Annotated in this window: 24 protein-coding genes; 19 read left to right on the forward strand and 5 right to left on the reverse strand. The window is 38.1% G+C overall.

Features of this window, described 5'->3' with window-relative positions; all coding sequences use genetic code 11:
• The first annotated feature begins 42 nt into the window (after positions 1-42).
• The 7 genes from AC0L7Q_RS02210 to AC0L7Q_RS02240 all read left to right on the forward strand — a co-directional run bounded on the left by AC0L7Q_RS02210 (position 43) and on the right by AC0L7Q_RS02240 (position 9,516).
• Positions 43-642 (forward strand): hypothetical protein, encoded by a 600-nt coding sequence (locus AC0L7Q_RS02210; RefSeq protein ID WP_008112435.1) that lies wholly within the window; start codon positions 43-45, stop codon positions 640-642.
• 119 nt (positions 643-761) lie between these two features.
• Entirely contained in the window at positions 762-1,844 is a 1,083-nt protein-coding gene (gene gcvT / locus AC0L7Q_RS02215; RefSeq protein WP_413401259.1) for a glycine cleavage system aminomethyltransferase GcvT, read from the forward strand.
• Positions 1,845-1,920: 76 nt separating this feature from the next.
• Positions 1,921-2,310 (forward strand): glycine cleavage system protein GcvH, encoded by a 390-nt coding sequence (gene gcvH / locus AC0L7Q_RS02220; protein ID WP_008112430.1) that lies wholly within the window; start codon positions 1,921-1,923, stop codon positions 2,308-2,310.
• A 153-nt stretch (positions 2,311-2,463) separates the two neighbouring features.
• The gene (gcvP, locus tag AC0L7Q_RS02225; protein ID WP_413401260.1) at positions 2,464-5,355 is read left to right on the forward strand and encodes an aminomethyl-transferring glycine dehydrogenase; all 2,892 of its coding nucleotides are present in this window, start codon (positions 2,464-2,466) and stop codon (positions 5,353-5,355) included.
• A 981-nt stretch (positions 5,356-6,336) separates the two neighbouring features.
• Entirely contained in the window at positions 6,337-7,050 is a 714-nt protein-coding gene (locus tag AC0L7Q_RS02230) for a hypothetical protein (protein WP_409424667.1), read from the forward strand.
• Positions 7,043-7,510, forward strand: coding sequence for a hypothetical protein (locus AC0L7Q_RS02235; protein ID WP_409424668.1), 468 nt, complete (start codon positions 7,043-7,045; stop codon positions 7,508-7,510). The genes AC0L7Q_RS02230 and AC0L7Q_RS02235 overlap by 8 nt, the downstream gene beginning before the upstream one ends.
• Positions 7,511-7,512: 2 nt before the next feature.
• Positions 7,513-9,516 (forward strand): AAA family ATPase, encoded by a 2,004-nt coding sequence (locus AC0L7Q_RS02240; RefSeq protein WP_409424669.1) that lies wholly within the window; start codon positions 7,513-7,515, stop codon positions 9,514-9,516.
• A 247-nt stretch (positions 9,517-9,763) separates the two neighbouring features.
• On the opposite strand, the gene AC0L7Q_RS02245 is transcribed toward AC0L7Q_RS02240, so the two are convergent.
• Positions 9,764-11,122: a serine hydrolase domain-containing protein gene (locus tag AC0L7Q_RS02245; RefSeq protein ID WP_409424670.1), complete on the reverse strand. Its 1,359-nt coding sequence runs from the start codon at positions 11,120-11,122 to the stop codon at positions 9,764-9,766.
• 189 nt (positions 11,123-11,311) lie between these two features.
• Between AC0L7Q_RS02245 and AC0L7Q_RS02250 the strand changes: the two genes are divergently transcribed.
• The 8 genes from AC0L7Q_RS02250 to AC0L7Q_RS02285 all read left to right on the forward strand — a co-directional run bounded on the left by AC0L7Q_RS02250 (position 11,312) and on the right by AC0L7Q_RS02285 (position 17,300).
• Positions 11,312-11,620 carry a hypothetical protein gene (locus AC0L7Q_RS02250; protein WP_409424671.1) on the forward strand — a complete coding sequence of 103 codons (309 nt, stop codon included), beginning with the start codon at positions 11,312-11,314 and terminating at the stop codon, positions 11,618-11,620.
• A gap of 367 nt (positions 11,621-11,987) precedes the next feature.
• Positions 11,988-12,401, forward strand: a complete 414-nt coding sequence (locus tag AC0L7Q_RS02255) for a hypothetical protein (RefSeq protein WP_413401262.1) — start codon at positions 11,988-11,990, stop codon at positions 12,399-12,401.
• Positions 12,402-13,302: 901 nt separating this feature from the next.
• Entirely contained in the window at positions 13,303-13,629 is a 327-nt protein-coding gene (locus AC0L7Q_RS02260; protein WP_413401263.1) for a hypothetical protein, read from the forward strand.
• A 24-nt stretch (positions 13,630-13,653) separates the two neighbouring features.
• The gene (locus AC0L7Q_RS02265) at positions 13,654-14,151 is read left to right on the forward strand and encodes a hypothetical protein (protein ID WP_413401264.1); all 498 of its coding nucleotides are present in this window, start codon (positions 13,654-13,656) and stop codon (positions 14,149-14,151) included.
• 609 nt (positions 14,152-14,760) lie between these two features.
• Positions 14,761-15,615: an alpha/beta hydrolase gene (locus tag AC0L7Q_RS02270; protein ID WP_409424675.1), complete on the forward strand. Its 855-nt coding sequence runs from the start codon at positions 14,761-14,763 to the stop codon at positions 15,613-15,615.
• 1 nt (position 15,616) lies between these two features.
• Positions 15,617-16,174 carry a DUF2975 domain-containing protein gene (locus AC0L7Q_RS02275; RefSeq protein WP_409424676.1) on the forward strand — a complete coding sequence of 186 codons (558 nt, stop codon included), beginning with the start codon at positions 15,617-15,619 and terminating at the stop codon, positions 16,172-16,174.
• Positions 16,174-16,386, forward strand: a complete 213-nt coding sequence (locus AC0L7Q_RS02280; RefSeq protein ID WP_409424677.1) for a helix-turn-helix domain-containing protein — start codon at positions 16,174-16,176, stop codon at positions 16,384-16,386. Before AC0L7Q_RS02275 ends, AC0L7Q_RS02280 begins: the two co-directional genes overlap by 1 nt.
• 167 nt (positions 16,387-16,553) lie before the next feature.
• Positions 16,554-17,300, forward strand: a complete 747-nt coding sequence (locus AC0L7Q_RS02285) for a CPBP family glutamic-type intramembrane protease (RefSeq protein ID WP_054202291.1) — start codon at positions 16,554-16,556, stop codon at positions 17,298-17,300.
• A 440-nt stretch (positions 17,301-17,740) separates the two neighbouring features.
• On the opposite strand, the gene AC0L7Q_RS02290 is transcribed toward AC0L7Q_RS02285, so the two are convergent.
• Complete coding sequence (locus tag AC0L7Q_RS02290) at positions 17,741-18,241, reverse strand: hypothetical protein (RefSeq protein ID WP_409424678.1); 501 nt, start codon at positions 18,239-18,241, stop codon at positions 17,741-17,743.
• Positions 18,242-18,665: 424 nt separating this feature from the next.
• On the opposite strand from AC0L7Q_RS02290, the gene AC0L7Q_RS02295 reads away from it, so the two are divergent.
• From AC0L7Q_RS02295 to AC0L7Q_RS02310, 4 genes are all read left to right on the forward strand, one after another.
• Positions 18,666-20,996 carry a ferritin-like domain-containing protein gene (locus tag AC0L7Q_RS02295; protein ID WP_409424679.1) on the forward strand — a complete coding sequence of 777 codons (2,331 nt, stop codon included), beginning with the start codon at positions 18,666-18,668 and terminating at the stop codon, positions 20,994-20,996.
• Positions 20,997-21,009: 13 nt separating this feature from the next.
• Positions 21,010-21,996, forward strand: coding sequence for an MNIO family bufferin maturase (bufB, locus tag AC0L7Q_RS02300; RefSeq protein ID WP_138608981.1), 987 nt, complete (start codon positions 21,010-21,012; stop codon positions 21,994-21,996).
• A gap of 229 nt (positions 21,997-22,225) precedes the next feature.
• Entirely contained in the window at positions 22,226-22,852 is a 627-nt protein-coding gene (locus AC0L7Q_RS02305) for a DUF2063 domain-containing protein (RefSeq protein ID WP_409424680.1), read from the forward strand.
• 504 nt (positions 22,853-23,356) lie between these two features.
• A complete protein-coding gene (locus tag AC0L7Q_RS02310) occupies positions 23,357-24,013 on the forward strand; it encodes a substrate-binding periplasmic protein (protein ID WP_409424681.1) in 657 nt (218 codons plus the stop codon).
• Between the two features lie 204 nt (positions 24,014-24,217).
• Here AC0L7Q_RS02310 and AC0L7Q_RS02315 read toward each other — a convergent pair whose 3' ends face one another.
• The 3 genes from AC0L7Q_RS02315 to AC0L7Q_RS02325 form a co-directional block, all read right to left on the reverse strand.
• Positions 24,218-24,811 carry an alpha-ketoglutarate-dependent dioxygenase AlkB gene (locus AC0L7Q_RS02315; RefSeq protein WP_409424682.1) on the reverse strand — a complete coding sequence of 198 codons (594 nt, stop codon included), beginning with the start codon at positions 24,809-24,811 and terminating at the stop codon, positions 24,218-24,220.
• A 146-nt stretch (positions 24,812-24,957) separates the two neighbouring features.
• The gene (locus tag AC0L7Q_RS02320) at positions 24,958-26,019 is read right to left on the reverse strand and encodes a sensor histidine kinase (RefSeq protein ID WP_409424683.1); all 1,062 of its coding nucleotides are present in this window, start codon (positions 26,017-26,019) and stop codon (positions 24,958-24,960) included.
• 167 nt (positions 26,020-26,186) lie between these two features.
• Positions 26,187-26,597, reverse strand: a complete 411-nt coding sequence (locus AC0L7Q_RS02325) for a hypothetical protein (protein WP_409424684.1) — start codon at positions 26,595-26,597, stop codon at positions 26,187-26,189.
• Positions 26,598-26,687 lie beyond the last annotated feature (90 nt).

The following is a 26,687-nucleotide window of genomic DNA, read 5'->3' on the forward strand; positions in this document are numbered from 1 at the left end:
GCGCAATATACTTTTGCTATTAAAGATAGATAGGTATTTGTTATGACTTTTAACCCGATTATGTTTGCCCGCCATAGCAACGCTAACAGCGCGGTTATTAATGCCTTACAAGCCGATAGCAATCACGTTGTTATTGACTTTAGTGGTAGTGAAGCATCGGTATTTTTAAGTGCTATTTTAGGTCATGACCTCACCAAACTTACCGCTAGTGGCTTTGGCTTTAAAGGCACACTGGATGGCGATTTAAATTCTGATTTTAGCTACGCCGTTTACTACTTTAGCGAAACGGCCTTTCGATTTGTACTTCCAGTTAATGCTAGCCTGCAATTACAAGCGCTCATTAACGAGCAGCAGCTTAGATACGATATCGACTTTGTGGTACGCACCGACTTAGCGACCTTTACTTTAAAAGGCGACAATGCATTTGATACCTTAGTTGAGGCATTTAAACTAACCCCAGGGTTACGCCTTGCTGATGCGCAGCTTTGCTATGGCGCGCAAAGTGGTGATGTGTTTGTTACTGCAGTAGATCAAAACAACGAACAGCAGTTTATTGTTATTGCTAAAACGGCCACGCTTGATAAGTGGCAACAGTATATGCAGCAACAGGGCTTTAGTGTTACCAACACTCAAGCAGCCTAACGGGTAAAAAGTTAAAGATTACAATTTGGTAGGCTTATTAATGGCTACCATGTTATTCCCCCTCATTTAATTGAGGCCACGCCCACACACATGGGTTAATTTAAAAGTGAAGGAATATTATGACTTCTAAAACAGTATTACATGCAAAGCATCTTGAAGCCGGCGCAAAAATGGTTGATTTTCATGGCTGGGAAATGCCAATTAACTACGGCTCACAAATAGAAGAACACAACGCCGTACGTAACGATGCGGGTATGTTCGACGTATCACACATGACCATTGTTGATATACAAGGTGAGCAAGCACAAGCGTTTTTACGCAAGCTAGTAGCTAACGATGTTGCTAAGTTAACCGTACCAGGTAAAGCGCTTTACACTGGCATGCTTAACGAGCAAGGCGGCGTAATCGACGACTTAATTATTTACTACTTTAGCGAAACATTTTATCGCTTAGTGGTTAACTCAGCGACCCGTGAAAAAGATTTAGCACATTTAGCCAAAGTGTCGAGCGATTTTGCTGTAACGGTTACTGAGCGCCCAGAATACGCCATGATTGCGGTTCAAGGCCCTAATGCACGTGCTAAAACAGCCCAGGTATTAAACGCAGACCAGCAAGCTACAGTAGAAGGCATGAAGCCATTTTTTGGTGTTCAAGCCGGTGATTTATTTATTGCTACAACAGGTTATACTGGCGAAGACGGTTACGAAATTGTAGTGCCAAACGAGCAAGCCGCCGATTTATGGCAGCAATTGCTTGATGCCGGTGTGGCGCCTGCGGGCTTAGGTGCGCGCGACACACTGCGTTTAGAAGCAGGTATGAACCTTTACGGCCTAGATATGGACGAAAGCGTATCACCACTGGCAGCTAACATGGCATGGACTATTGCATGGGAGCCAGAAGATCGTGACTTTATTGGTCGTGATGTTTTGGTAAAACAACGTGCAGAAAAAAGTACTCACAAGCAAGTAGGTCTTATTCTTGAAGAAAAAGGCGTACTACGCAGTGGTTCTAAAGTAATTGTTGATGCTGGCGAAGGTGTTATTACATCTGGCACATTCTCACCAACATTGGGCTATAGTGTTGCATTAGCACGTGTACCACGTTCAACCGGCGACACAGCTCAAGTAGAAATGCGTAAAAAATTAGTTAACGTAAAAGTAGTTAAGTCGGGCTTTGTACGTAACGGTAAATCAATAATCTAAATAATTTGGTTATACCAATAAATAAGTTAGCCTTATTCATTGGTATTCTCCCAATCTAAACCAAAGGATGAAAAAAATGAGCAATATCCCTAGCGAGTTAAAATACGCACCTTCACACGAGTGGGTTCGTAACGAAGGCGACGGCACTTACACTGTTGGTATTTCTGAGCATGCGCAAGAGCTGCTTGGCGACATGGTATTTGTTGAATTACCAGAAGTAGGCGACGAAGTTGATGCTGGCGAAGACTGTGCAGTAGCAGAGTCAGTAAAAGCGGCATCAGACATTTACGCGCCAATTAGCGGTGAAATTGTTGCCATTAACGAAGAGCTAGAAGATGCGCCTGAAACAGTAAACAACGACGCATACGGCGACGGTTGGTTATTCCGTATTAAAGCGTCAGAAGAGTCTGAGTTAGATAACTTATTAGACGCTGAAGGTTACGCGCATACAATTGACGAAGACTAATCGTTAATTAATAAAAGCCCCTCTATGTTAAAACATTGGGGCTTTTATGATTAAAGCGCTTATTTTTCCATACAAAGTAAGCAGCTAAATCATCACATATTTTAATCAATACTAGTTACCCATTAGTATTTAGGATCATAGGAATCTGGACACATGTCAAACGCCAAATCTCTTGAACAATTAGAGCAAAAGCAAGATTTTATTCGCCGCCATATTGGGCCAAGCCCAGCGCAAGTAAACGACATGCTTAGCGCTCTTGAAGTATCGAGCGTTGAAGAGCTGATCGGTCAAACTGTACCTGCTGGTATCCGTCTTGAGCAAGGTCTTAATATCGGCGAAAGCCGCACCGAAGTTGAAACACTAAGCTACTTAAAATCAGTAGCAAGCAAAAATAAAGTTTTCAAATCGTATATTGGCCAAGGCTATCACCCAACTCACGTACCACACGTAATTTTACGTAACGTACTTGAAAACCCAGGTTGGTATACAGCGTACACACCGTATCAGCCAGAGATTGCACAAGGGCGTTTAGAGTCACTATTAAATTTCCAGACTATGACCCTAGATATTACCGGCCTAGATTTAGCAAGTGCCTCACTGCTTGACGAATCAACCGCTGCAGCCGAGGCAATGGGCCTTGCAAAACGTGTCTCTAAAGCTAAAAAAGCCAATGCGTTCTTTATTGCCGACGACGTACACACGCAAACCATTGACGTAGTAACTACTCGTGCAGAGCAATTTGGTTTTGAAATTATTGTAGGTAAAGCCGCCGATGCTGTTAACCACGATATTTTTGGTGCGTTATTCCAATACCCGTCAACATCAGGCGAAATTGTTGACATAACAGACCTAATAGCTGGCGTACAAAGTAAAAAAGCGATTGCCTGTGTTGCTGCCGACATCATGAGCTTATTACTATTAAAAGCACCAGGTAAATTAGGCGCCGACGTAGTACTGGGTTCAGCACAACGTTTTGGTGTACCTATGGGTTACGGCGGTCCTCATGCCGCATTTTTTGCAACACGTGATGCGTACAAACGTTCATTACCAGGTCGTATTATTGGTGTATCAAAAGACCGTTTAGGTAACGATGCATTACGTATGGCAATGCAAACCCGCGAGCAACATATTCGCCGCGACAAAGCCAATTCAAACATTTGTACTGCGCAAGTATTACTAGCGAACATGGCTGCGTTTTATGCGGTATACCATGGCCCGCAAGGCTTAAAAACCATTGCACAACGCATTCACCGTTTTGCTGATATTTTAGCAACTGGCTTAAAAGCAAAAGGTGTGGCACTTAAGCACACTACTTGGTTTGACACATTAACAGTGGTTGATGAAAACAAAGCCGACGTCGTGGCGCGTGCTGTAGCTAAAGGTGTTAACTTTGCTACTAACCATGCCGGTGAATACTCAATTTCAGTATCAGAAACCACAACCCGTGCAGACGTTGCTGAGTTATTTGATATTATTTTAGGCGAAGGCCATGGCCTAAGTGTAGATGCGATTGCCGCTGATGTTGAAGCAAATGGCAGTGACTCTATTCCTGCAAGCTTAGTGCGTGATGATGAAATACTAACGCATCCAAACTTTAACAGCTACCACAGCGAAACAGACATGCTTCGCTATATTAAGCGCCTTGAAAACAAAGATTTAGCGCTTAATCATTCTATGATCTCGTTAGGCTCATGTACCATGAAACTAAACGCGACCGCTGAAATGATCCCAATTACATGGCCTGAATTTGCAAACCTTCACCCATTCTGCCCGCTAGACCAAGCAGAAGGTTACCAAATAATGATTAACGAACTACACGATTGGCTAGTTAACATTACCGGTTACGATGCGGTTTCATTGCAACCAAATTCAGGTGCACAAGGTGAATACGCAGGCTTAATCGCCATTCGTAAATACCACGAGTCACGAGGGGATGCGCACCGTAACGTATGTTTAATCCCAAGTTCTGCGCACGGTACTAACCCAGCATCGGCACAAATGGCCAGCATGAAAATTGTGGTTGTTAACTGTGATAAAAACGGCAACATCGACATGGAAGACTTAAAAGCGAAAGCTGAAGACGTCTCTGAAAACCTATCATGTGCCATGGTAACGTACCCATCTACCCACGGTGTATACGAAGAAACGATTCGTGAGTTATGTGAAATTGTTCACCAGCATGGTGGCCAAGTTTACATGGATGGCGCAAACATGAACGCGCAAGTAGGTGTTACTAGCCCAGGCTTTATTGGCTCAGATGTATCGCACTTAAACTTACACAAAACCTTCTGTATTCCACACGGCGGCGGTGGCCCAGGTGTTGGCCCAATTGGTGTTAAATCGCACCTTGCGCCATTTATGCCAAACCACAGCGTAATTAACGTACCAGGTACTGATGAAGGAAATGGTGCAGTATCGGCAGCGCCTTACGGCTCTGCAGCTATTTTACCTATTTCATGGGCTTACATTGCCATGATGGGCTCTGAAGGCTTAAAACAAGCAACAGAAATGGCGATTGTAAATGCTAACTACTTAAGCAATGAACTTAGCAAGCACTTCCCAATTTTATACCGTGGCCGTAACAATCGCGTTGCCCACGAATGTATTATTGACCTACGCCCATTAAAAGAAGCCTCAGGCATTACTGAAATGGACGTTGCTAAGCGCTTACAAGATTATGGTTTCCACTCACCAACAATGTCGTTCCCAGTAGCGGGCACATTAATGATTGAGCCAACTGAATCTGAGTCTAAGGGCGAGATTGACCGCTTTATCGAAGCGATGGTGTCGATTAAAGGTGAAATCGATAAAATCATTTCAGGTGAATGGTCTATCGAAAACAACCCATTGGTATTTGCACCGCACACACAAGCTGATGTGTTAGGTAATGAATGGGACCGCGCGTATGACCGTTTTTACGCTGCATTCCCAGTACCAGCAGTTGCTAAAGATAAGTTCTGGCCAACCGTTACACGTATCGATGACGTATACGGCGACCGTAATTTAGTATGTGCATGCCCAGCGGTAGAGACATACAGAGATTAATAATTTTTAAAATTTCCAATTAAAGATTGGGAATTTATAAAATTTTAAAAGCCGTTGCAGCAATGTAGCGGCTTTTTTGTGTGAGGTGAAAAACCATTTCAAATGCTTATGTAGGTTGGGTTGAGTGAAGCGAAACCCAACGATTCTCCAATATTATTACCAGCTCCAAAGTACATAAATATGTATTGTTTGTAGTCGTCCTTTAGGGCGCAAAAAGCGAGAAAAAGAATTTCACCACCGAGAACCCAGAGGCGCTTCGCGCTGCACCGAGGTTAAAGGTATTATCGTAGGCGCTAAGCTTGCTGGCGCGTGTTGTTATATGTTCATTGCTTGCTAACTTGAAGCTTTATAACTCGCTAACTTTTTATATTTTGTCTGGATAAATCCGTGACCTAAATTAGAAACCTTATTCAAGGTTTTGTCGCGCTGGCGACGGCAGCCAAAGAGGGGCTGCCGCTGGTCCCTCTCTGGACACTCTCAGCGCACCCGAGCATCACGCTTAATCCTTCAAATAATTAATTGATGTTAACGTAAACGGCGAAGATAGGCCATCCATGGCCTAGTTTCGCCTTATCGCGCATCCATGCGCGATATTACTCATCAATTGCTTATTTTCAGGGCGTGATGATGGGGGAGCGTGTTAAACGTGAGATTGGTGTTTGGTCTTGGGGGAATGCAAGGCCTGATATTATTGCTCTATTTATATTTAAATATTACTTGTTGAATTAATCTACCCATTATTGTTAAATTAAGGCATTGAAAGATAGTCAAAAATATCAAAGGAATTGAGATTGAACTTCAAACTGAAAATGAATGGTGCTCTTTGGGAAAGCTTCTGTGAGAGAATGCTCCGGCACGAATTCACTTGGAAAAATTTTACTAGTGTTCCTCACCATGACAGAGGCGATCATGGAATAGAGTTTTTTACAAATTGTGGTGTCATTTTTCAGTGTTACTACCCTGACCCTTCGTACTCAATGGATGAGTATAGAAGGCATGTTCAAAAAAATAAATGAAGACCTTAAAAAGTTAAGTAAGCATGAATCAGAAATTGAAAAAATGCTTGGCGATATCAAAATATCTTGTTGGGTACTCGTTATCCCTGAAGTTAGAACAAAAGAATTACTCAAATACTGTAAGTCAAAAGAGAAACAAATCCCACAACTATCATATTCAATCCCGAAAGGCATTTCTGTAAAAATAGAAACTGACGACTCATTTCCATCGGGATCTATTTTCTCTAGGAGATACATTGGAGAGGAAATAAATATTGATATATCTGATATAAATACTGAAATAACAGAGATATGGAAATCTCAGAATAGTACTTTTTTTGACAATATTTGTAGGAAAACAAATAAATTTAGTGAAAGCGATCTTGAAAGGCTTAGAACAAGCCTGATTCGACAGTATATGCAGGTTGAAGAATTGATGGATGCATATAGAGATCAATTTCCTGATTTGTATACGGAAGTAACTTCTATAGCTATAGTAAATTTGGAAGCTTTAAAAAATGAAAGCTTATTTGTAAGAGATGAGCCTAAAAATATATTAATGTCGCTTTTACAAAAAAATAGAGATTCTATTAAAACTATAGAGCAATCAATCTCAAACAATAATATAGAGATATTTTCTAGTGGCTTAATAGCTCGGTGGTTAGCCGAATGTAAGATGGACTTTATTATCAATGAATAACGAGAAGGAACTTCAACATAAAACAGCTACAGCTATCTTTAGTGATACTAGCTACCCATTACCTATTGAATTGAGACCTATATGGCGTATTGGCTTAATGTGTATTGCAATTAATGTAGTAGGTACAGGTGGTATATCATTGAAACTCACCAAAATGAGAGTGCTACTTTGGATGTTAATACGGCCTCAAAACTGGAGTGATTATTATGATTCTTTACATTCATATTCTAATTCGGTTTTGTCAATGTCATCCGACAAGTCAACAGACAAAGCGATAGAACTAGCGATGGCAAAAGGTATTTTGCAACTAGACTCAGAAACCTTAATATTAGGAGAAGAGGGGTATAAATTATTACGTTTGGTAAACGACCTAAGCTTATTTAACAATGAAGTTGAATTTCTACATTCAATAAAAAATAAGGTTACAGAAAATTATATAAAAAGGATTTTAGGACATTAAAAATGCTAGGACTAACTTTAAAAAAATTAAAAGTAACTTCTGTTACAAATGATGGAGTTTATTCAACTGAAATTCCTTTTTATAAAGGATTAAACATCATACGTGCAGAAAACTCATCGGGTAAATCTACTTGTATTAATTCAATAGCTTATGCTTTAGGTTTAGATGCCATCTTAGGTCCAAGTAGAAGAAAACCTTTTCCAAGATCTATGCATCAATTTTTAGAATCTTCAAAGGTTGATGCCACACCGCATTTTGTAAGTCAGTCGTATGTTGAATTAGAAGTAGAAAATGCAACTGGGCAATATGCAAAGTTCAAAAGAGATGTTGAAGGTGATAAGGATAAAGTTACAGTCTTTGATGAAAAAGGCACTTTTGAAGATTATTTTCTGGGTAGTGCAGGTAGCGTAGGATCAGCAAAAAGCGAAAAAGGGTTCCATTTTTGGCTTGAAAGATACCTAGGTTGGAATTTACCAAATTTAGTAACTCATGAAGGTAAACCAACAAGACTTTATCTCGAATGTGTATTTCCTTTATTCTTCATTGAGCAAAAAAGAGGCTGGTCAGAATTACAGGCTAATACACCTACTTATTATGGTATTAAAGGAGTGAAAAAAGCCGCACTAGAGTTCTGTTTAGGAGTAGAAAATTATAGTAAAAAAAATAGATTAGCGGAACTGAATGCGATAACGAGTAGCATTGAAAGAGATTGGGAAAAAATTATTAGTTCAGCCGATTCTTTAGCTGAATTTGGTGGTATGAAATTACAATTGGATTGTACTTTGGAAAAAGAGAGCTTTTTTCCTTTAATATCTTTTTTAGTACCTCAACAAGATCAGTTTACTGAAATCACGCCTTATTTGGGTGGACTGAAAGCCGTATTAATTGATATCAAAAATAATATTAAAACGTGGCCTCATTATAATGACGTCTCAGAGCTAACTGCGAAGAAGAGAACATTACTCAGAGATTTTGATTCTCTAGTGCAAAAACAAGAGAGCTTTTTAATTTCGATCCAGAAGATGGAAAATAAGGTTTCAAATATTGCTTTAGAGTTAGACCGATATAGACAATTAAAACGGTTACATGATGTAGGAAGTGAGGTTAACTTCGAAGCGGAAATTAGCTCATGTCCAGTTTGCGATTCAGATATGTACGATAGCTTGGCTAAAGTACCAGTAAAAAGTAAGCCTTTAACTGTTGAACAAAATATAGGTTACTTAAAAAATCAAGTTGACTTCTATTCCGGCATTAAAAAAAGACATGAAAAAGACTTAACAGAAATAAAAAAAGAACAAGCCTTATTACAAATTTCAATAATTAAAATTCAGTCAAGTATTGATGAGCTTAAAACAGATGAAGCCGCATTTATTGAACTTTATGGAAAAGACCTTAAAAGAAAAGTTGAATTAGAAAATGAGATTAATGGGTTAATAAAACTAGTATCGAAACAGACTGACTTTAATGAGCGAGCTAAAGATCTTCATCAGCAATGGCTAAGATATACATCAGAATTGAAAACATTGAAGAAGAAAAGTACAGATGATGTTTCATTTAAGGTTCTTAAAGTATTAAAAACCCGCTTAATTGAAAACTTAACTGCTTTCGGTTATAAAACCGCAAATCAGCATTTTCTTCAAATATCAGAGCAAACCTTGCGGCCCGAACTTGATGGTTACGACATTGTAGCTGATTCATCTGCTAGTGATTATATCCGGATAATATGGTCCTATACCCTTGCATTATTAGAGTTAGGTATCAGTCAAAGTAGTGTGAAACATGGAGGTTTTGTAGTCTTTGATGAACCTAGACAGCACGAGACTGATAAATCTAGCTTTGCATCTCTATTAGATAAGTCTAGTTCATTATTGGACTCTGGGGGACAAGTGATAGTTGCCACCAGCATGAGTACAGATGAATTGAATAGCTATGAATTGAAAAAGGCTAATATTAAGATATTCAAGGATGGAGAGTATATTCTCAAAAAAGAAGAGGACCATAGTTAACTTGTGAAGCCAAAGGGGTCACCCATTAGAAAGTTCCGGTCAAGCAGGCAGCTGTGTTTTCTTGAACTTTTTATTCAAAAAACCAAGTGTTGTTACTTTTTAAACTCACTTTAAATATGACTATGCATCCAGTAATGACGTTGATTGGTGAGAATATGCACCAGTCAACCATGTGAGATCCAAGGTGCCAATCTTGACTTCATACATTAAAAATAGATAAATCAGAATGAGTGTCATTATAATTATCTTAAATTTTAATTGCCTCAGAGGGTGTGGTTGATAACCCACTAAAATATTTCATTATTAATTTTCCTTGGCTATTTTTTTCAATGACTAAATAGTTGTTTGAATTAAGGTAGTAAAAACTAGTTTTAGACATGGGGATTAGCTTTATTTTATTTCCACCAGTGCGCTGAGAATATAAAACGTCATTTTCATAAATTAGGCTGCGAGAAGTATTTTTATTAATACGGTAATCACCTAAAACAGGTAATAATTGCTGCTCTGTTACATCAATGCTTTTAAACTTTGGTAGTTCTATACCTAGTGTTTTGGCTATGAGTTTTTCGTTTATAAAAATAGGGTTTATATGGTTTGAATTGGCGAGTACGGCTACGTATAGTTTTTGCTCGGGTATGTAGCGTGCATGTGCTAAAAAGCCATTTATTCCGCCGGTGTGCTTAATTACCGTATAGTCATTAAAAGGCTTAATAACTAGGCCGTAACCGTAGGGTGAAAAACTGCCGTCGTTGAGTTTAAAAGGGCTGGCCATCTTTTCATAACTTGCTTTACTAATAAGCTTGCCAGACGATAATGCACTAAACCAAATGTTTAAGTCAGTTGGCGTTGATATAAGCGCCCCTGCGGCATAGGGCCAATCCATATTAATATAACTTGTGTTTATAAAGCCTTGCTCTGTTTGTTCATATCCAGCTGCGCGGTGAGGAACAAGCTCTTGCCCCTCGTAGCTACTTTGTGACATCCCCAGTTTTTTAAAAATATTTTGTTCAACGAACTCCTTATAAGGTTGCCCGCTTGCTACTTCAATTATTTTACCAAGTAGTGAATAACCTGTATTTGAATAAGCCATTGCTTCGCCTGGTTTAAAAACCATAGGGTGCTTGGCAAAACGCGCTAGCGTATCATCAACGCTTGTAGGTACTTGTATTTCTTTATCGAATAGGTAGTCGTCATCGGTATAATTTGCTATTCCCGATGTGTGGGTCAGTAAGTTTTCTATTGTGACGAGGTTACCCTCAGTAGGAAAGCTTGGAACATACTTATGAATATCGTCAGAGGTTAATAATTTACCTTGCTCTAGCAGCATCATAATTGCAGCAGCGGTAAACTGTTTTGATATAGAACCTAACCGCAAAACACTTTGATTGGTTAGTGCAATGTTGTGTTCAAGGTTGGCAAGCCCTCGGGTTCCTTTAAAAACAGTTTTTCCATTTTTACTTATTATTACTGACACACCAGGCTCACTGGCTGAAAGGGTATCATTAAGGATTTGCTGGTACTGTAAAGCTGTAGGCTCTGCTTTAGCTTGGTTGGGTATTAATAGAGTAAGAGCTAATAAGCAGCTTGTGTAAAATGGCTTAATCATGTTCATCCTTTAATTTTTATATTAAGTTTGCTAATGAGCAGGCGTTCCTTGCGCTTTATAGTGAGTTAATATTGCACAGCTAAAAAGTAAACACAATTAATGACGTTTTTAAGTACTTAGTACTGATTAATAAGTACAATAGTTAAAATTTATTTATTTTAATTTTATATTTACAAGGAAGTTGTTTATATGAGTGATGTAACGCCATTTTTATATATTGCTGTTATGGCTTTTTATTTTTTACACAAAAACGAAGAAGGTAAAATTCTAGTACCGATCGTTGCTTTTGCAGCAATACCGTTATTTAGTAACGATTACTGGCTGTGGTTTAAGGTGAGTGTAGGGCTGAGCATCTATGTTTTAATGGTAGAAAAAGCTAAGGCCGGATATACAGGAGGTGGGGCCGTTTCAGCATTCGCTATGTTTTTTATAGGGGCTTATATAGTCAGTATTGTTATTAATACAGTTATATCTGTAATGGCTAATGGAATTTTTTAACTGTTATTTCGACTTTTTTGTATTACTGTTCAAGCAAAAATGAAGCGGCTGCAAAAAAGGAGTTAATCTTGAGAGGTTTAATTAAACTGGAAGATATTTAAATGATATTAAAAGGCTGCGTAGTAATATTTTGCTTAGTATGTATTAATCTTTTTGCTCGACATAATATGACTCAAAAGAAAGCTAATGGCTATTCTAATAAGGATTTGTTAAAAATATCATTTGTTTTTTCAAGTTTACTAACGATATTAACATTAGCTATGATAACTATTGGCACTGAGTTTTCCGGTTCGATTCAATCTATAGGCTTGTTTATTATATATTGGAGTAATATATATGGTTTGCTTAAGGTATGGAGAAATGCATAGTGAGGTTAATTAAGCTTTTTTGTTTACTAAGCGCCATATTTTTTAGTCATCTTGCTACAGGAAATGATGTATATTTTGATGTAGGTAAAGCTACACCCTATCTTAGTGTTTGCTCACTTAAAAATGACTTGTCTGAAAGTAATACCATTGTTGATTTTACCAATGATTTACTAGGTAAAATCTATCGTTCATCTGGAGAGGCAGAGAAAGATGTTATTGCTTTAGGCACTAATGAATACTTTGATCAGTTGAGTTATCAATCTGCGCTTGGTGTTACTGAGGAATATGAGTTGTATACATTGTCAAGGTGCGAACGCTTTGCAGTCAATCTTTTAAATAAGTTATGCTCAGACAAAGTGAGTAAACTTCCATTACCTAAGCTTACATGTTCAAAGGCAAAGCAGTATCTTTAAATAAAAACAAACTTAATAAAACTACATTACAAATTAATTTAGAATATTTTTTAAGGTTTTATTTTCGATTGGCTTTAAAAACCAAAGGGTCATACCTCTGGTTTTAGACATAAAAGGCCTAGATTTATATTTACCATTCTTGGTGAATTAATGTATCTAGGTATCTGAGTATTGGGTCTGGGAATGCATTTTATTATTTAATGAACCGCGGAAGAGAGCGTGAAAATACCTTTTTGAATGGTGACGGCTTTAAGTCTTTTTTATATTATATTGAGCAAGCAAGCCTTAGATTTAATATTGAAGTGCATTCGTATTGTTTAATGATCAGTCACAACCACCTGCGAATCGAAATCCCCGTTACTAATTTCAAGACTATAAAACTGTAGCCAACATGGCCAAAAACCTGAAAAGAGTTGGGTATGTTGAAATTGCGCTGATAGAGTTGAGGCAAGCAAAGCTGGAGATTATGATCGATGGTTGCAGGCGAGTTAATATATGAGGTTGTTGAAAAGTAATGGAGCCTATTAAGTTGTGGTTTTTAAATCTGTTTCTTACATCTACGGGTCTTTTCTTTTTTATAATATTACCAATGTTAATAGCAATAAAAGATAAAAAAACACGGTTGGTAGAGGATGTTCTAGATGATGGAAATCGTTTTTACTCATTAAATATCATAACTGCTGGTAGCGGAGCATTGCACTACGGTTCTATATTTTTATTCGATTGGTATGCAAAACGTTATAAGGTAATAGAGGAGAGGGAAAAAGTACCCAAAAATTTGCAGGTGTGGTTTAAGCTTTATTATATTTTGTTTATAACATTTAGCTCTATGTTTTTATTAGCATGCCTCATGGCATATTTTTGTTTAGATTGACGGCTTTTCTTCTTTGTTGATTAAATAATGGATTTGATATTTTTTGGTATTGGCTTAAGTGTTATTTTTATCATTCTTTTACCTTTAGCTTTTTATTTAAAAGCAAAAAAGCTCAGAACGGTTGAAGATATTTTAGAGCATGGAAATCGCTATTATTCCCTTAATATTTTTATGGCGCTTCATGGTTTACTTCATTATGGCAGTGTATTTTTATTTGATTGGTATGCAAAACGGTATAATTTATTAAGTGATAGAAACAAGGTACCAGCTCACGTCTCTAGATTATTTAAAGTGTATTTTGTAATTTTTATGCTTTGCGCACTATTAATGTTTTCATCTGTATTATTTGAATAATGGCTTTAGGTGATGGTAAGAGGAATGACGGCTACTAGCTTACAGAGTCATTCAATATTAAAACTAAAATACAGCTTAGTCTGTGCTTTAGCTATTGTATCAAGCGTTATTAGCTTCTCATCATTAGCATTTACAATATTAATCATGCTTTGGCCATATGATACTGTGAATGAGCTAGGACCTAGAGTTATCGGTTTTTTTATTGGCATATGTGTGTTTATCTTTCTTGGAGCGCTCATATCTGCAGGTAGAAACTGGGTTATTAAAGTTTACCGCTTAGTTGCTGGGTGCTCTATAGCTGTGTCCCTAGTTTATATTTTAGGTTTAATATTTGAGCAAAAAAGTGAACGTTTATTTAATGGTTTAGAACTTTCATTTTTATTTATTATTTTTAATTCATTTATATTGCTACTTTTTAAAAGTAAGTATTTAAAGGTGAGTGTTAATGTTACTAAAAGGCTTAAAAGACGGCAAAAAAAGCAAATGGAGTACTTAAAAAACTTTAGTCACAAAAACAAATGAGAGTAACCCAAATCGGTATTTGTAACGTGTACGGCGACCGCAATCTATTTTGCTATGTCTTCGGGCTCACACATACGAGACTAACACTTATCAAAGCTACAAAAGCCGTTGCAGCAATGCAACGGCTTTTTTGTGTGTAGTGATTAATGTTAATTATATAAACGTAGGTTGGATAGAGTTAAACGAAACCCAACAAATCACAAATATACTTACTCGTTCACAAACCAAGAGTATGTGTTATTTATTGTGGGCGTTTAGCTTGCTGGCACGCGGGCGCATGCCCTAATAGATGTTTGAGATTACTATTACAGATAATGTGAATGCGTCTCGCATCTTTAGAAATTAGAAACCTTACTCAATTTTTGTCGTTGAGGTGACGACAGCCAAAACGGGGCTGCTGTGCCCTCTCTATTCGCGAACTTCTTCTTATATTGCGACACAATATTGAGTTAGACATCGTTGTAATTTAGCCCGATCTTATAATAGAAAGGAATGCTGAAAATACATTTAAATATTATAAAGCAATAATAAGTTATCGTTTTACGGTAATTTTAATTGTTTTTTTAGTTTTTGAGTGTCATAGTGATTTTTTAATAGAAGGAACTTAAAATGAAACGCGAGTTACTTACTCTTGCTACTATAGTGTTAGTTGTGCTGCAAACTGCATGCACAACAATTTCGATTGAAGAGTCAAATTTTCTGAACCCAGATCAAAAAGTACAGGTTACAAAGCTGCGTAAAATTGAGCAAACAGCGACAACAGAAAACATAACCATAAATGGGTTTGACGACGTGGCGTTGAGTGGCACCTTGATAAAGGTTGATAATGCGCAAGCAACGGTAATTTATTTTGGTGGTAATCAATTTCGTGTAAGCGTTGCTGGAGGTAAACCTGCACAGCATATACTGCCAATGAATGTAAATATTTTAATGGTTGATCATCGAGGTTACGGTAATAGTGAGGGCACGCCGACAATTGAAAACTTAAAGCGTGATGCATTGTCAGTTTATGATTATGTTGCAACCCGTACAGATTTAAAAAGCACTCCGACTATTTTACATGGACACTCTTTAGGCAGCATGATTGCAGGGTATGTTGCAAGTGAGCGGCCCGCGGATGCGCTAATACTTGAAGGAAGTATTACTAATGTAAAGCAAATGACATCGCAACGTATGCCTTGGTTTGTAAAGCCATTCGTAGAGGTTAACTTTAGTGATGAGCTAGCTAGGGTTGATAATTTAAAGGTAGTGGAATCATTTACTGCTCCGCTTTTAATAATTACCGGAGAAGATGATACTCAAACACCTCCTGCTTTAGCTGAAACTTTATACCAACATGCACTTTCAAAGCAAAAGCAATTATATATTGTAAAGGGCAAGCACCATGGTAATGCATTGACTGGTGATAAGTTGCAGCTACATTATCAGCGATTAGTAATGCAGTTAAATGCAAAGAAATCTTAAAATGAAAAGAATAGTAATGATGAGTAACGTAATATTAGCGTTACTTTTTTTGACCCTAACTACTTTATTAATTACCGCCGTTGTATTGTTACTTAATGGCAGTGATGTTTTAAACTTTACTCAAGCTAACGGTACCCACTTGTGGATAGGGCTTGAAGTTACCGGTTCTTGGAAAGGTACTGCAGGTACATTAACGGCAAACAGTTTTAATACAATCACTTGGTTAGCGTTACCGCAAATGTTGCCATACATTATTGTAAATCTGATTTTAATTCGCTTGTTTATGCTTTACCGTAAAGGATTGTTTTTTAACTTAAAGAATATTCAATGCTTTAAATGGCTTGGTGGCTTATTATTACTGCAATTTATATTTGTGGCTTTTTATCCCGCGTTGTTGGTAACACTGCTAAATATGTTCACAGGTAGTGAGCTTAAACGAGCTGTAGTGATTCAAGACACCGATATCATAGGCTTTATAGTTGGGCTTATTATTTATGTTATTGCATGGATAATGAAACAGGCGCAACAGCTGCAACAAGAGCAAGAGTTAGTAATTTAATGGCAATAATAATTGATTTAGATGTGATGCTCGCAAAGCGTAAAATGAAGTCGGCAGAGCTTGCCGAAGCAATTGGGATTACCCCACAAAATTTATCTGTATTAAAATCGGGCCGTGCAAAGGCTGTACGATTTACAACGCTTGACGCTATTTGCAAATACTTAGATTGCCAACCTGGTGATATTTTACGCTTTGAAGTTGGTATTGACTAAGTCGCATACTGACTAGTAAAAATGCCCCCTTTAGGGTTTGACCCCGTTTCACTCTCCTCTTTTATAACTAATTGTTTAATAGTATCTAATTTAGGATTAGTATTCGGTACTACTTAAAACAATAATAAAATAAGTGCTAGAAATAGCCTTTAAAAAAAGAGGTATTCATGGAAGATCTATTTATAGGTTTATTTGCAAATGTCGGCGTTATATTACTTTTAGTTTTGATATTAAGAGCAATTAAAAAAGTTGATTTAAATCTAATGTGGTCTTTGATTTCGTTAGGTATTTTAGTTTGCTACTTTTTTGCTTTGTTTAAAGGTGGAAAGGTTATCCCCTTGGATATGCTTTTTCCTGATATGTCGTGGAATTGGTCTGGAAAAGTAGCGGCAATAATCCTTTGGTTAGTCGTACTATTGGCTTTAGTTAAATTTAAAGCTAACTTTCGTATTGCGGATGCTGGTTTTACTTTTAGGCAAAATGAAAACTCTATAAAACCCGCTTTTACAGTTATGTGCTTGTTTATCATTTTACAGATAGTTGTATCACTATTTTGGAGTGGTGAACCTAATTACGATTTAGAAACCTTACTTTATCAGGCAACAATGCCAGGCTTTGATGAGGAGCCAATGTTTAGAGGGATTCTTTTATTTTGTATATCTTTGGCAATCATATCTGAACGCTATAATTTAGGTGGTGCGTCAATTAACATTGCAGGGTTGCTCTTAGTAGTGTTATTTGGACTCGTTCATGGGGTTATGTTTAATGGTGGAGAGTGGCACTTTTCTTTCCCCGCTATTTTATTAACAGGCGGCTACGGCTTTATTTTACTTTGGCTAAGAGAGCGCACAGGGAGTTTGGTGTTTCCTATTTTAGCCCATAATAGTGTTAACTTTGTTGGGCAGCTAATCTAATTAAAAGTTTAATTTAAGAGAGGTAAAATCTTGTGTAAGTTTTTACCTCCTCACCGGCAGCAGCCAAAAGGGCTCGTTTGCAGGTGACCACAAGTCATTCATGCCTGCAATTTGAGCTCCTTTTATCACTTAGAAAAACCAAAGGGTTACCCATTAGAAATTTCTGATCAAGCAGGCAGCTGTATTTCCTTGATCTTTTTATTTAAAAACCAAGTGTTTTTATTATTTAAACTCACTTTAAATATGACTACGCATCTAGTCATTACGTCGATTGGTGTGAATATTCACCATGGCTTGGCAAAGAACGCCATTTGAATTTAGATATTTTTAGCATCATTGATAATTAAGTAAGGCCCTTGGTCTCCGTCATCGTTTACTACCAATATCAGTCCTGTTTCTGGCAGTGTATATACACTGCCTAATAACAAATAAATTTAAAATTAGTTATCTTCGATAACAATGGTGCAGGCAGCAGGGCTTTCACCAGTCATACTTATTACTGCCGTATAACCGTTATGACTTTCATCGTAAATGCCATCATCAGAGTAGTGTTTTTTTGTTTTATCAGCCGCTTTATATGCATCTTTAGAGCTACTATAAGGTGTTTTACTATGTTGTACTTTAAAATAGTTCTGTTTATTTACTGGTGTTGCGGACATAATTGCCCAACCAGATTTATTACCTGAAATTTCAATGCTCATAGTAATATTTGAACCCGCACCTTTAGCATGAACACCTGCTTCCCAAAGCTCCCCAGGGTTAATTTTGTTGCCACCGTCAACATCTCGTAAACTACCATGGTCAATATAGTAATCTATACTTATTGTTGATTTTGTAGCATTCCTTATCCCAACAGCCAAATCGTTGCGATCTTTATTGCTACCAAAAACACTAGTAATTAGCTGATTAACATCAATATTAAAATTAGTATCGGTACCCATAATTTATTTCTCCATTGTATATATCTATTTCATTGTCAAACAACATAAAATTCGTTGTTAATAAAATGTTAGGTTGGATGATTTAAGATATCTATTACAAATTATTACACCCAATACTCAATTGAGTGTAATTAGGAAGGTCGATTAAAAACTCAATACAAAAACTCGTCAGGGTTGCAATTATTAGTGACCCTATGCTTTTTTCTATTTTTACTTCTAGCAACACATGCATTTATAGCGTTATGTAATGCTGTGTAATATTTTTACGCTTGTCTTCAGCTATCTTTATAAAGAGTGTCCATCGCTCACCTACATCAACTAGCTTAAATCTTTAAGGTGTCTTGGAAAACCAACCAAGATCCTAACTTATTTTTATTTAAGCCAGCGATATTGCACAACGTTCACCGTCACAAAGGAGCAAATTATGAATGTGCAAAACAAAACGGGCCCGTCGGTAGCAGTAGATACAGAAATTGATGCTAATATTCTTCTCAGCAGTGCGCAAAAGCAAAAAATTAAAGTGCGTGATAGCAAGTATAAAGCGGCTGATTTATCTTGTCTGAGAGCAATTGCACAGGCTGCAATTAACGTCGAATTATTTACAATCCCGCTTTATATGAGCGGCCTCTACTCGATTCAAGGGACACACCAAATTGCAGACTCGTCGAACCTATATCCCGGCCGTTATTGGCCAGGGCTTGGTCCTACGGCTGGTTACATTCCTGAAATAAGACGTAATCAGTATGATGTTAACTTAACTGCTTTGTTTGACACCGACACCTCAGCTGGAAACAGTGATGATGCAAATAAACCAGCCAAAAAATATGAACTGTCTGTTAATCAACAAGTGTTCAACGGGGTATATAGTGTTTTTATTGAAGAAATGCTGCATCTACAACTGGCCTCAAATATGGCAAGTAAATTGGGCCTCACACCGAGCTTTACTAGTCAGGCGTTAATTGACGAAAAATATGGTTGGAAGTGCTACAACAACAAAAGTAGCATTCCACATATTTTGAACTTTGCGGACTGTACTACCGATTTATCTAAATTGAGCCCTGCGGTTCAAGCTTATTTCAAACAAATTTTTCCCAATAAAACGCTACAAGATTTACGTGTTAATGCAACAGAACTCAGTAAAGAGCAAACGCTGCTATTTATGTTGATAGAAGAGACTGAAGAAAATGCTCACAAAATTATTCAACCAGAGTTTTTAAAACCAAACGCAAATACACAACGACCAAAATACTTTGAACAAGCCCCCTATGATTGGTGGAAACCGAATTACAAGGAAAGTGACTTGCCGCTATTTGGTTCAATTGGGCACATGTACTTAAGTTATTGGGATTATATTCAGATCCAATATGACGATGGAACTAGTTTGTTAGATTACGCAACTATCCAACGCGACTACTTCAATGAGCGCGCTGGAAATGATGAATATCAAGCACAATTTCCGGGCATTATGGGTTCGCTCAACGTAAATTCAGATCATACAGCTCTCAAAGAAGCCTTAATGAACAATGTGAATGCCATTACGGATCAAGGTGAAGGTGATGGTGTGGCTGACATGCTTTGTAAACGTTGGGCTAATGAGAAATGGGCGCAAAACTTTCTTGCTTCTAAGGAGTCGCCATCAAACGATGCTCACCCGAGTACAGTCGAAGAAAAGTTCCAACCAAGCGCTGAAGCATTAAAAGCGGATTATCCAGCAAGCTGCAGTGAAGGTCCTATATCAGGCTCAGCATGTGCACGGATCACCAATAAATATAAAGATCACTTTCAAATTTTCACCGATACGCTGAAGCTGATCGTTGACTTTGAATCCCCTTCATCAAACTTTAGTGAACGCTACATGACATGGCCTACATGGTTTGCTGACGGTAACACTTGGAGTGACGATTTATTAGACCCCAAAGGGGGCGATATAGCACATGCGACTAATCCGCAACTCCCAGAGGTAGCAAGCGTAGTGCAAGCGCTCAATAGTCTGCGGCTCACGACTCATATCGGTGATACTCATAAGTTATTTAGTAGTTCAGCGGTAGGTACAATTAAAGGGCTCACAACAGCGCTAGATCGCTATTGGTCGGGTAAAACTAACGAGTTCCCGGGTCCCGCAATGGGAGGTTCTGGAGATAGAATTTCGATCTGCTGGGCAACCACAGGAATAGCACCAGATTTAGTGAGCGGTATCGACCCACAAAGTGCGGACACGCTTTATCATGCTTGCCAAGGGATGAGTTATACCAACATCGGCACTAATGATTTACCACCTCCTGAGGTATATCACAGCTGTAAAGGTAGTAATGATTGTAAAGCGCAAGGAGGTTGTGGTTTTGTGCATAGCACAACGCCAGGTGGCAGCTGTGGTGGCAGTGTATCGAGCGGGCCAAAAAGTGCACCAGCCGATAACAAGTGTAATAACTTGGGCGGTTGTGCGGTGCCTATATCGGCGTCTCAACTTTTCCCGGAGCTTTCTGGTGATGACCAAGAATACGATATGCAGTTATTTAAGTTTAACCTTAAAGATAATAGCTTCTCAGCAATAGACTATACTGACCCAAAAAGCCAAGCCGCTCCCACGGATAAGTCAGATGAGTGCATATTAATGCCTTATAAAAAAGGTGACGCTGTATACAACATCGCTTGGCAAGCTTACAGTAATGCGAATAGCTTGTTGGATGAAAACGGTAAACCGCCCGAGCAGCCAACGCCTTCAGATATTCGTTTAGCACTTCCTCCTTCAACTTGATAGGAAAGAGCGTATGACAAATCTAACACGGACGCAGGATTTTGCTGCGTCCGCAATCGAAAAGCTAACTGATCTTGGGTTTGGTGTTGGCCTCAGAAGTCAGCATTATCCTTATATTATGTCCCATTTGGAACACGATACCTCACTTGGTGTTGATTGGTTTGAAATCATCAGTGAAAACTATATAGATAATCACGGATATGGTCGGTATGTGCTCGATAAATTAAAGGAACAATACCCGCTAGTTATGCATGGCGTATCAATGAATATTGGTAGTAGCGATCCAATTAACTTTGAATACTTACGCAAGCTCAAAGAGTTAGGTGAGTTTGTTAACCCTCAACTTATTTCTGATCATCTATGCTGGACAGGCCTTGCTGGTTTAAATAGTCACGACTTGCTACCAATGCCGCTAACTGATGAAAGTTTACAGCACGTTATTGACCGCGTTGATCAAGTACAAGACTTTTTAGAGAGGCCTTTAGTGCTTGAAAACCCGTCAACTTATCTTGAATTTCAACACTCTACTTTCACTGAAAGCGCGTTTTTTTGTGAGCTCGTCAAAGCAACAGGATGCGGTATGTTATTAGATGTAAATAATGTTTTTGTTAGTAGTTTTAATCATGGTTTTGACGCCGAGCAATTTATTCGCCAATTACCCCTCGATCACATTGTTCAAATACACCTTGCAGGCCCTAGTGATTGTGGAGACTGTTTGATAGACACTCATGACCAGCCTGTGCCCTATAAGGTTTGGCAGCTTTACCAATTGGCGCAGCGCTTAACTGGGGGGACTTCGACCTTACTTGAGTGGGATGCCAATATTCCCAGTTTTTCTGAGCTGGTTGGAGAGTTAAACAAAGCAAAGCTGGTACTAGCAGGTCATATCCCGGAACAAAATACGATTATTAACACTAACGCGCTTTCAACCCCCATAGTTAACGAGCGTTTAGATGCGGCACGCCACACCATGTCTAAGCGAGTAGAGTTAGATCAATGAAAACACCAGACTTAATACAAACCCAGCAGTGGCTTAGCACCGTTTTAATGGTGCGAGGTGATTTGCCACAAAAGCTTAATACTGCTGCTTCACAAGGCTTAACTTTATATAAGTGTGTTAAAAGCAGTGACACACTTAATGCCATGCGAAGGGTCGACATCTATGCTGCAGGTTATGTGATGCGTTTAGTAGAGTGCCTAAGGGGGAGTTTGCACTACTTTGCCAGTTCATGGGTAAGGAAGTATTTGATACCTTCGCTAAAGCTTTTATTGTCACCTTGCCATCAGAGTCTTGGACTATGCACCAGCTAGGCTCGCGCTTCGCTGATTTTTTAGCGCACACAAAACCCACAGGCGATTTTAGCCCGCATCAGCAAGCTATGTTTTGTCTACCCGCAGAACTGGCTAAATTTGAAAGAGCAAAAGCATTAACACTTTTGAAGCCAGGGCCCGAAACAGCACATGAAGCTCTGTCCATTAGCGAAATTGAGCTACTTTGCGGTATTGCGCAAGACTTTATAATAGCAGTACCTGACTCCGTACAGCTTATTCAAAGCGATTATCCTTTACTGCCTTTAGTCGCTGAGCTTGAGCAAGGTAAGTCATCTCTTGTGCCCACACCAGCGCAAACGTATATTGCTATATCACGCCACCAATACCGTTTAAAAGTCACTATGTTAAACGACTGGCAAACCGATTTCTTACTTCAGCTAAAAAAAGATCAGCGTTGTTACAAAGAGGCTGTCGCCTATTGTTCAGATAAAATGAATATAGAAACACAAGTATTAAAGTCTCAATTAGCTATTTGGATCCCTAGTGCCGTGAATATAGGACTGTTTACGCTGCACAAGATTTAATTATCACCTTTGGTGTGTTTCTTATTCCTCGGCTTGCTGAACGGTGTTGGGTTGGTTTTACCGTTATGGCTTGCATCTGTCTCTAGTTTCTCCTTTTATTGGGATTTGAGGCTTTATTTAGTAAAACCACAAAGGGGTTCACCATTGTAAAATACCGTGCAAGTTGGCCGCGGTTTTTCCTTGATTTTTTATTCACAAAGTCCAAGTGTTTTATTTCAACCCAACAATTAAATGGGGCACCAACTGAAAATAAAGCTAAGCTCTTTATTGGAGGCCTTTCGTAATTTTTTAGAGGTGACTGATTACAGGCAGATTATTGAAACATAGTGATAAATTCACTTCCCGTTTTTGTGAAATTTAGGGTGTAATTAATCGATACAGACTAAAGGGCGGCCCCTTACTGAAATAGCTTATGCCTATTATGTTATTAGCAAGCACTTTAAATATAACTTTTATTTTTAAATCTTATATAATTTAAAAATTCCCCTTTAAAAAGAGATTACTATGATTCGTAGAACTCTCATTCTTTTTTGCATTTTCTGCTGTAATATCGGCTTGTTAAATGCCAGCGAAAAAGATAAAACTATTACGTTTGCAGTTGGCCATGATCATGAAAAAATGCTGCAGGAAAATTACCCAATCTATCGTGCGAGTTGGCAATTTTTAAATCAAAGCTTAGCTAAATTAGGGTATGAAGTGGATGCCATTGTTTTACCTTGGGCAAGAGCAAACTATTATACTCAGTCAGGAAAAGCTGACGGTTTATTTTTAGCGGCTAATCTACCAGGAAGAGAGCAGTGGGCGGTATTGTCAAACCCAATTGGTATGGGGGCATTTGGTGCTTTTTATCATAAAGATAGAAAAGACGAAGAAAATGTTATTGCGAGTGTTCGTTTAGGTGTGCACGACAAAATATTAACGGGTTATCATACTTATGAGTTGTTAGAAGTTGCCACTGCTCAACAAGGGTTTAAACTACTTTATAATCAAAAAATAGACCGCCTTATTATGTCGCAGAGTTATGGCAAGTACTTGTTGAGTACTGAATTAGTTGAATTTAAGAACAAAATATCATTTGATTCTGATGTCATTGAGAAACGTTCAATTCATATTGCATTTGCAAAAGACATCCCTAAAAGTTTGAACGCAAGGGGGTTGTAAATAAAGCTATCGATTTAGGTATAAACGACGGTATATACCATAAAGTTATGACTAAGAATAAGGTACCTAAAAGTATGTTTTTGTCTAGTCTTGATCAAAAGTAGGCACATCTTATCTATTTTCAATCGCTTTAAAGTCAGTTGATGAGCGAAGTTGTCTAATGGATGATTCCTTTATTTACTTTACGCTTTTTCACTAAGCTACTTATGTTTTGCTATTGCCAAAGCGTCTAAAAGAGATGTTAAACCTAGGTCCTATTGTGTTATCACCTTTGGCAATTGCATGTTCATAATCATCTTGAAAGCCTTTGCCCACCAGTAATAAAGAACCATTTTCTAACGTGATATTATAGTGTTTATGCGGGGTGGTTTTTGAGCGAATTAAAAACTTACGCTGAGCCCCAATACTGATCGAAGCAATTAGATCTGTAGAACCAAATGCGGGTAAGTCACTATGAAAGCCTAAGCTTTCTTGCCCATTGGGGTAGTACAAACATACCGCGACAGCCAAATTACAACCGGTGCGTTCAGTGATTTGCTGACGTAACTCTTCAAGCAGTGGGAAGCTCTTTGTTTGTCTGCCATGATGCAAGGAGAAACTACCCGATTTAGCAAGTTGTGAGTCTAAAAAAATCATTCGCCACGGTAAAATAGGTTTTTGTGATCCATCGGGGAAATCTATAACCTCAGGCTCTTCGAGATCATAGTTGCTCCTCAGCCACTTAAAAAGTGTTTCACTTTGCGCTGTAGACATGAAGTGTGAGTAATAATGGGCATCACAAGACAGGGGTAATTTCATGGTGTTTACCTTAGCTACACTCAAATATGAATATAAGCATATCAGTATTTTGAAAAATTGAAGTGTTTAGACTCCGCTAAGCAGCCACTTAACACTTGAACGCAAACCAAGAGGCGTAAAACCGCCCCTTTAAAAGGGGCAAAAGCTTACTGGATTTTACTTTTAAAGCGTATCTTTATTGATAAACCCGGCGACACGGAGTGCGCTTCAATCGTGCCTTGCTGCGCTAATACAAGTTCATTAACGAGTGCAAGCCCGATTCCGGTACCTTGTGTTGAGCGAGTCAGCTCTGAACCTCCGCGATAGAATAATTCGAAGATTTTGCTTTCTTGTTTAGCACTAATTCCCTCTCCATAATCACGAAATTCCATCTCAATAAAGTCTTTATTTTTAGCGTCCGGTTTGAAATGGATGTCTACTTTTTTACGCCTGTAATCGTGTATTTTTTCACTGTCAAAAAACTTAATCGCGTTATCGGTAATATTAATGATGACTTGTGAAAATGCATCTAGGTCAACCAACAGTAAGGCGTGATCGGGTTGGGTAAACTCACTTGAAATATTTATTTTAAAGTCGCTGTTAATTAGTAACGACGATACTTTCGATTCAATGATGTTGATAAGAATACTGAGTTTGGTGTAGTGCGCTTCAACACACTGTTGTGGTTGATTAAGCTTTGACAGTTGCAATATATTATCAATTAAACGCGAGAGACGTTCACTTTCACAGTGTATAAAGTCGTAATAATCTAACTTATATTGTTCTGATGGCACCATGCCAGACTTAAGCATTTCCGAATACATACGAATAGATGTCAAAGGTGTCTTAAGTTCATGACTCACAGAGGAAACAAAGTTAAGTTGCTGCTCTGCAAGCTTAAGTTGTTTAACCCCTAAACGGTAAAAGCCATAGCAGCCAATAACGATGCCAAGTATCAACAGCATCATGAGACCCAAGTTATATGTGGCAGCAGTGGGTAAAATAAGCTTTGAGGTTGAATACATCAGTTGGTGGTCTTTAAAAGGCCAGCGTAATTCATGTTTGTTTATGACCTGTTGATTAAACAAAGGCGATAATTGCATTGGTTGGGTTATCGTTGCTTGGCTTTGTACATGACCCTGATATATAAAATAGGCTTCATCTAAGCTTGTTAACATAGACCTTAATGTAATCGCAATAGTGTTGTTAAACTGCACTGTGGCTAGCATGTTTTTAATTTGATTATTTAAATAAACGCTGACATCGATTACATAACCTTGAAGCTTTTGGGTATTATTTACTTCAACGACACGGTAAAAAATTAGGTGTCCAGGTACATCAGAGAATAAGAGAAATTTCTCATTATTAGCTGCAAGCTTGTTATCGATAAGGCCTTTTAGTTCTTTTGACTTGGTAGTAATCGTATATAACTTTGATGCGAGGTTTTTTCTTTTTTTGTGTCGTCGTCATCTTGAGGGGTCATTAAATTTTGCGTATTGTGAATAACATTAGGCCAGACCGGGCTGTTGAATTGGCCCTCTTGATCAATTTGAAAATAACCTAATAGCCCTTCGTATCGCGTATTGTACGCGAGATCTGAAAGCGGCGATTTTTCTTTGCTGACGTGTTTATTGGCCGGGTTATAAATATGTTGGTAGTAATCAAATGCGAATGTACTTATTGCATTGTCAAAAACCACCCGTTTAAATAGCCGTAAGTTGAGTTGCGAGGTTATTTCTTCGGTTTTATCTTCATACTCAGTTATCAGGTCTTTTTCAAATTGATAATAACCTTTAATGAACACCATGCTAATCGGTACTAATAAAAGGAATAAGCAAATAAGCGTAAAGCCGCGCAGGCGGTTAACGCGTTGCTGGTAATTTAATAGTCGTTTATT

It is taken from the genome of Pseudoalteromonas sp. KJ63-1 (genome assembly GCF_055808145.1).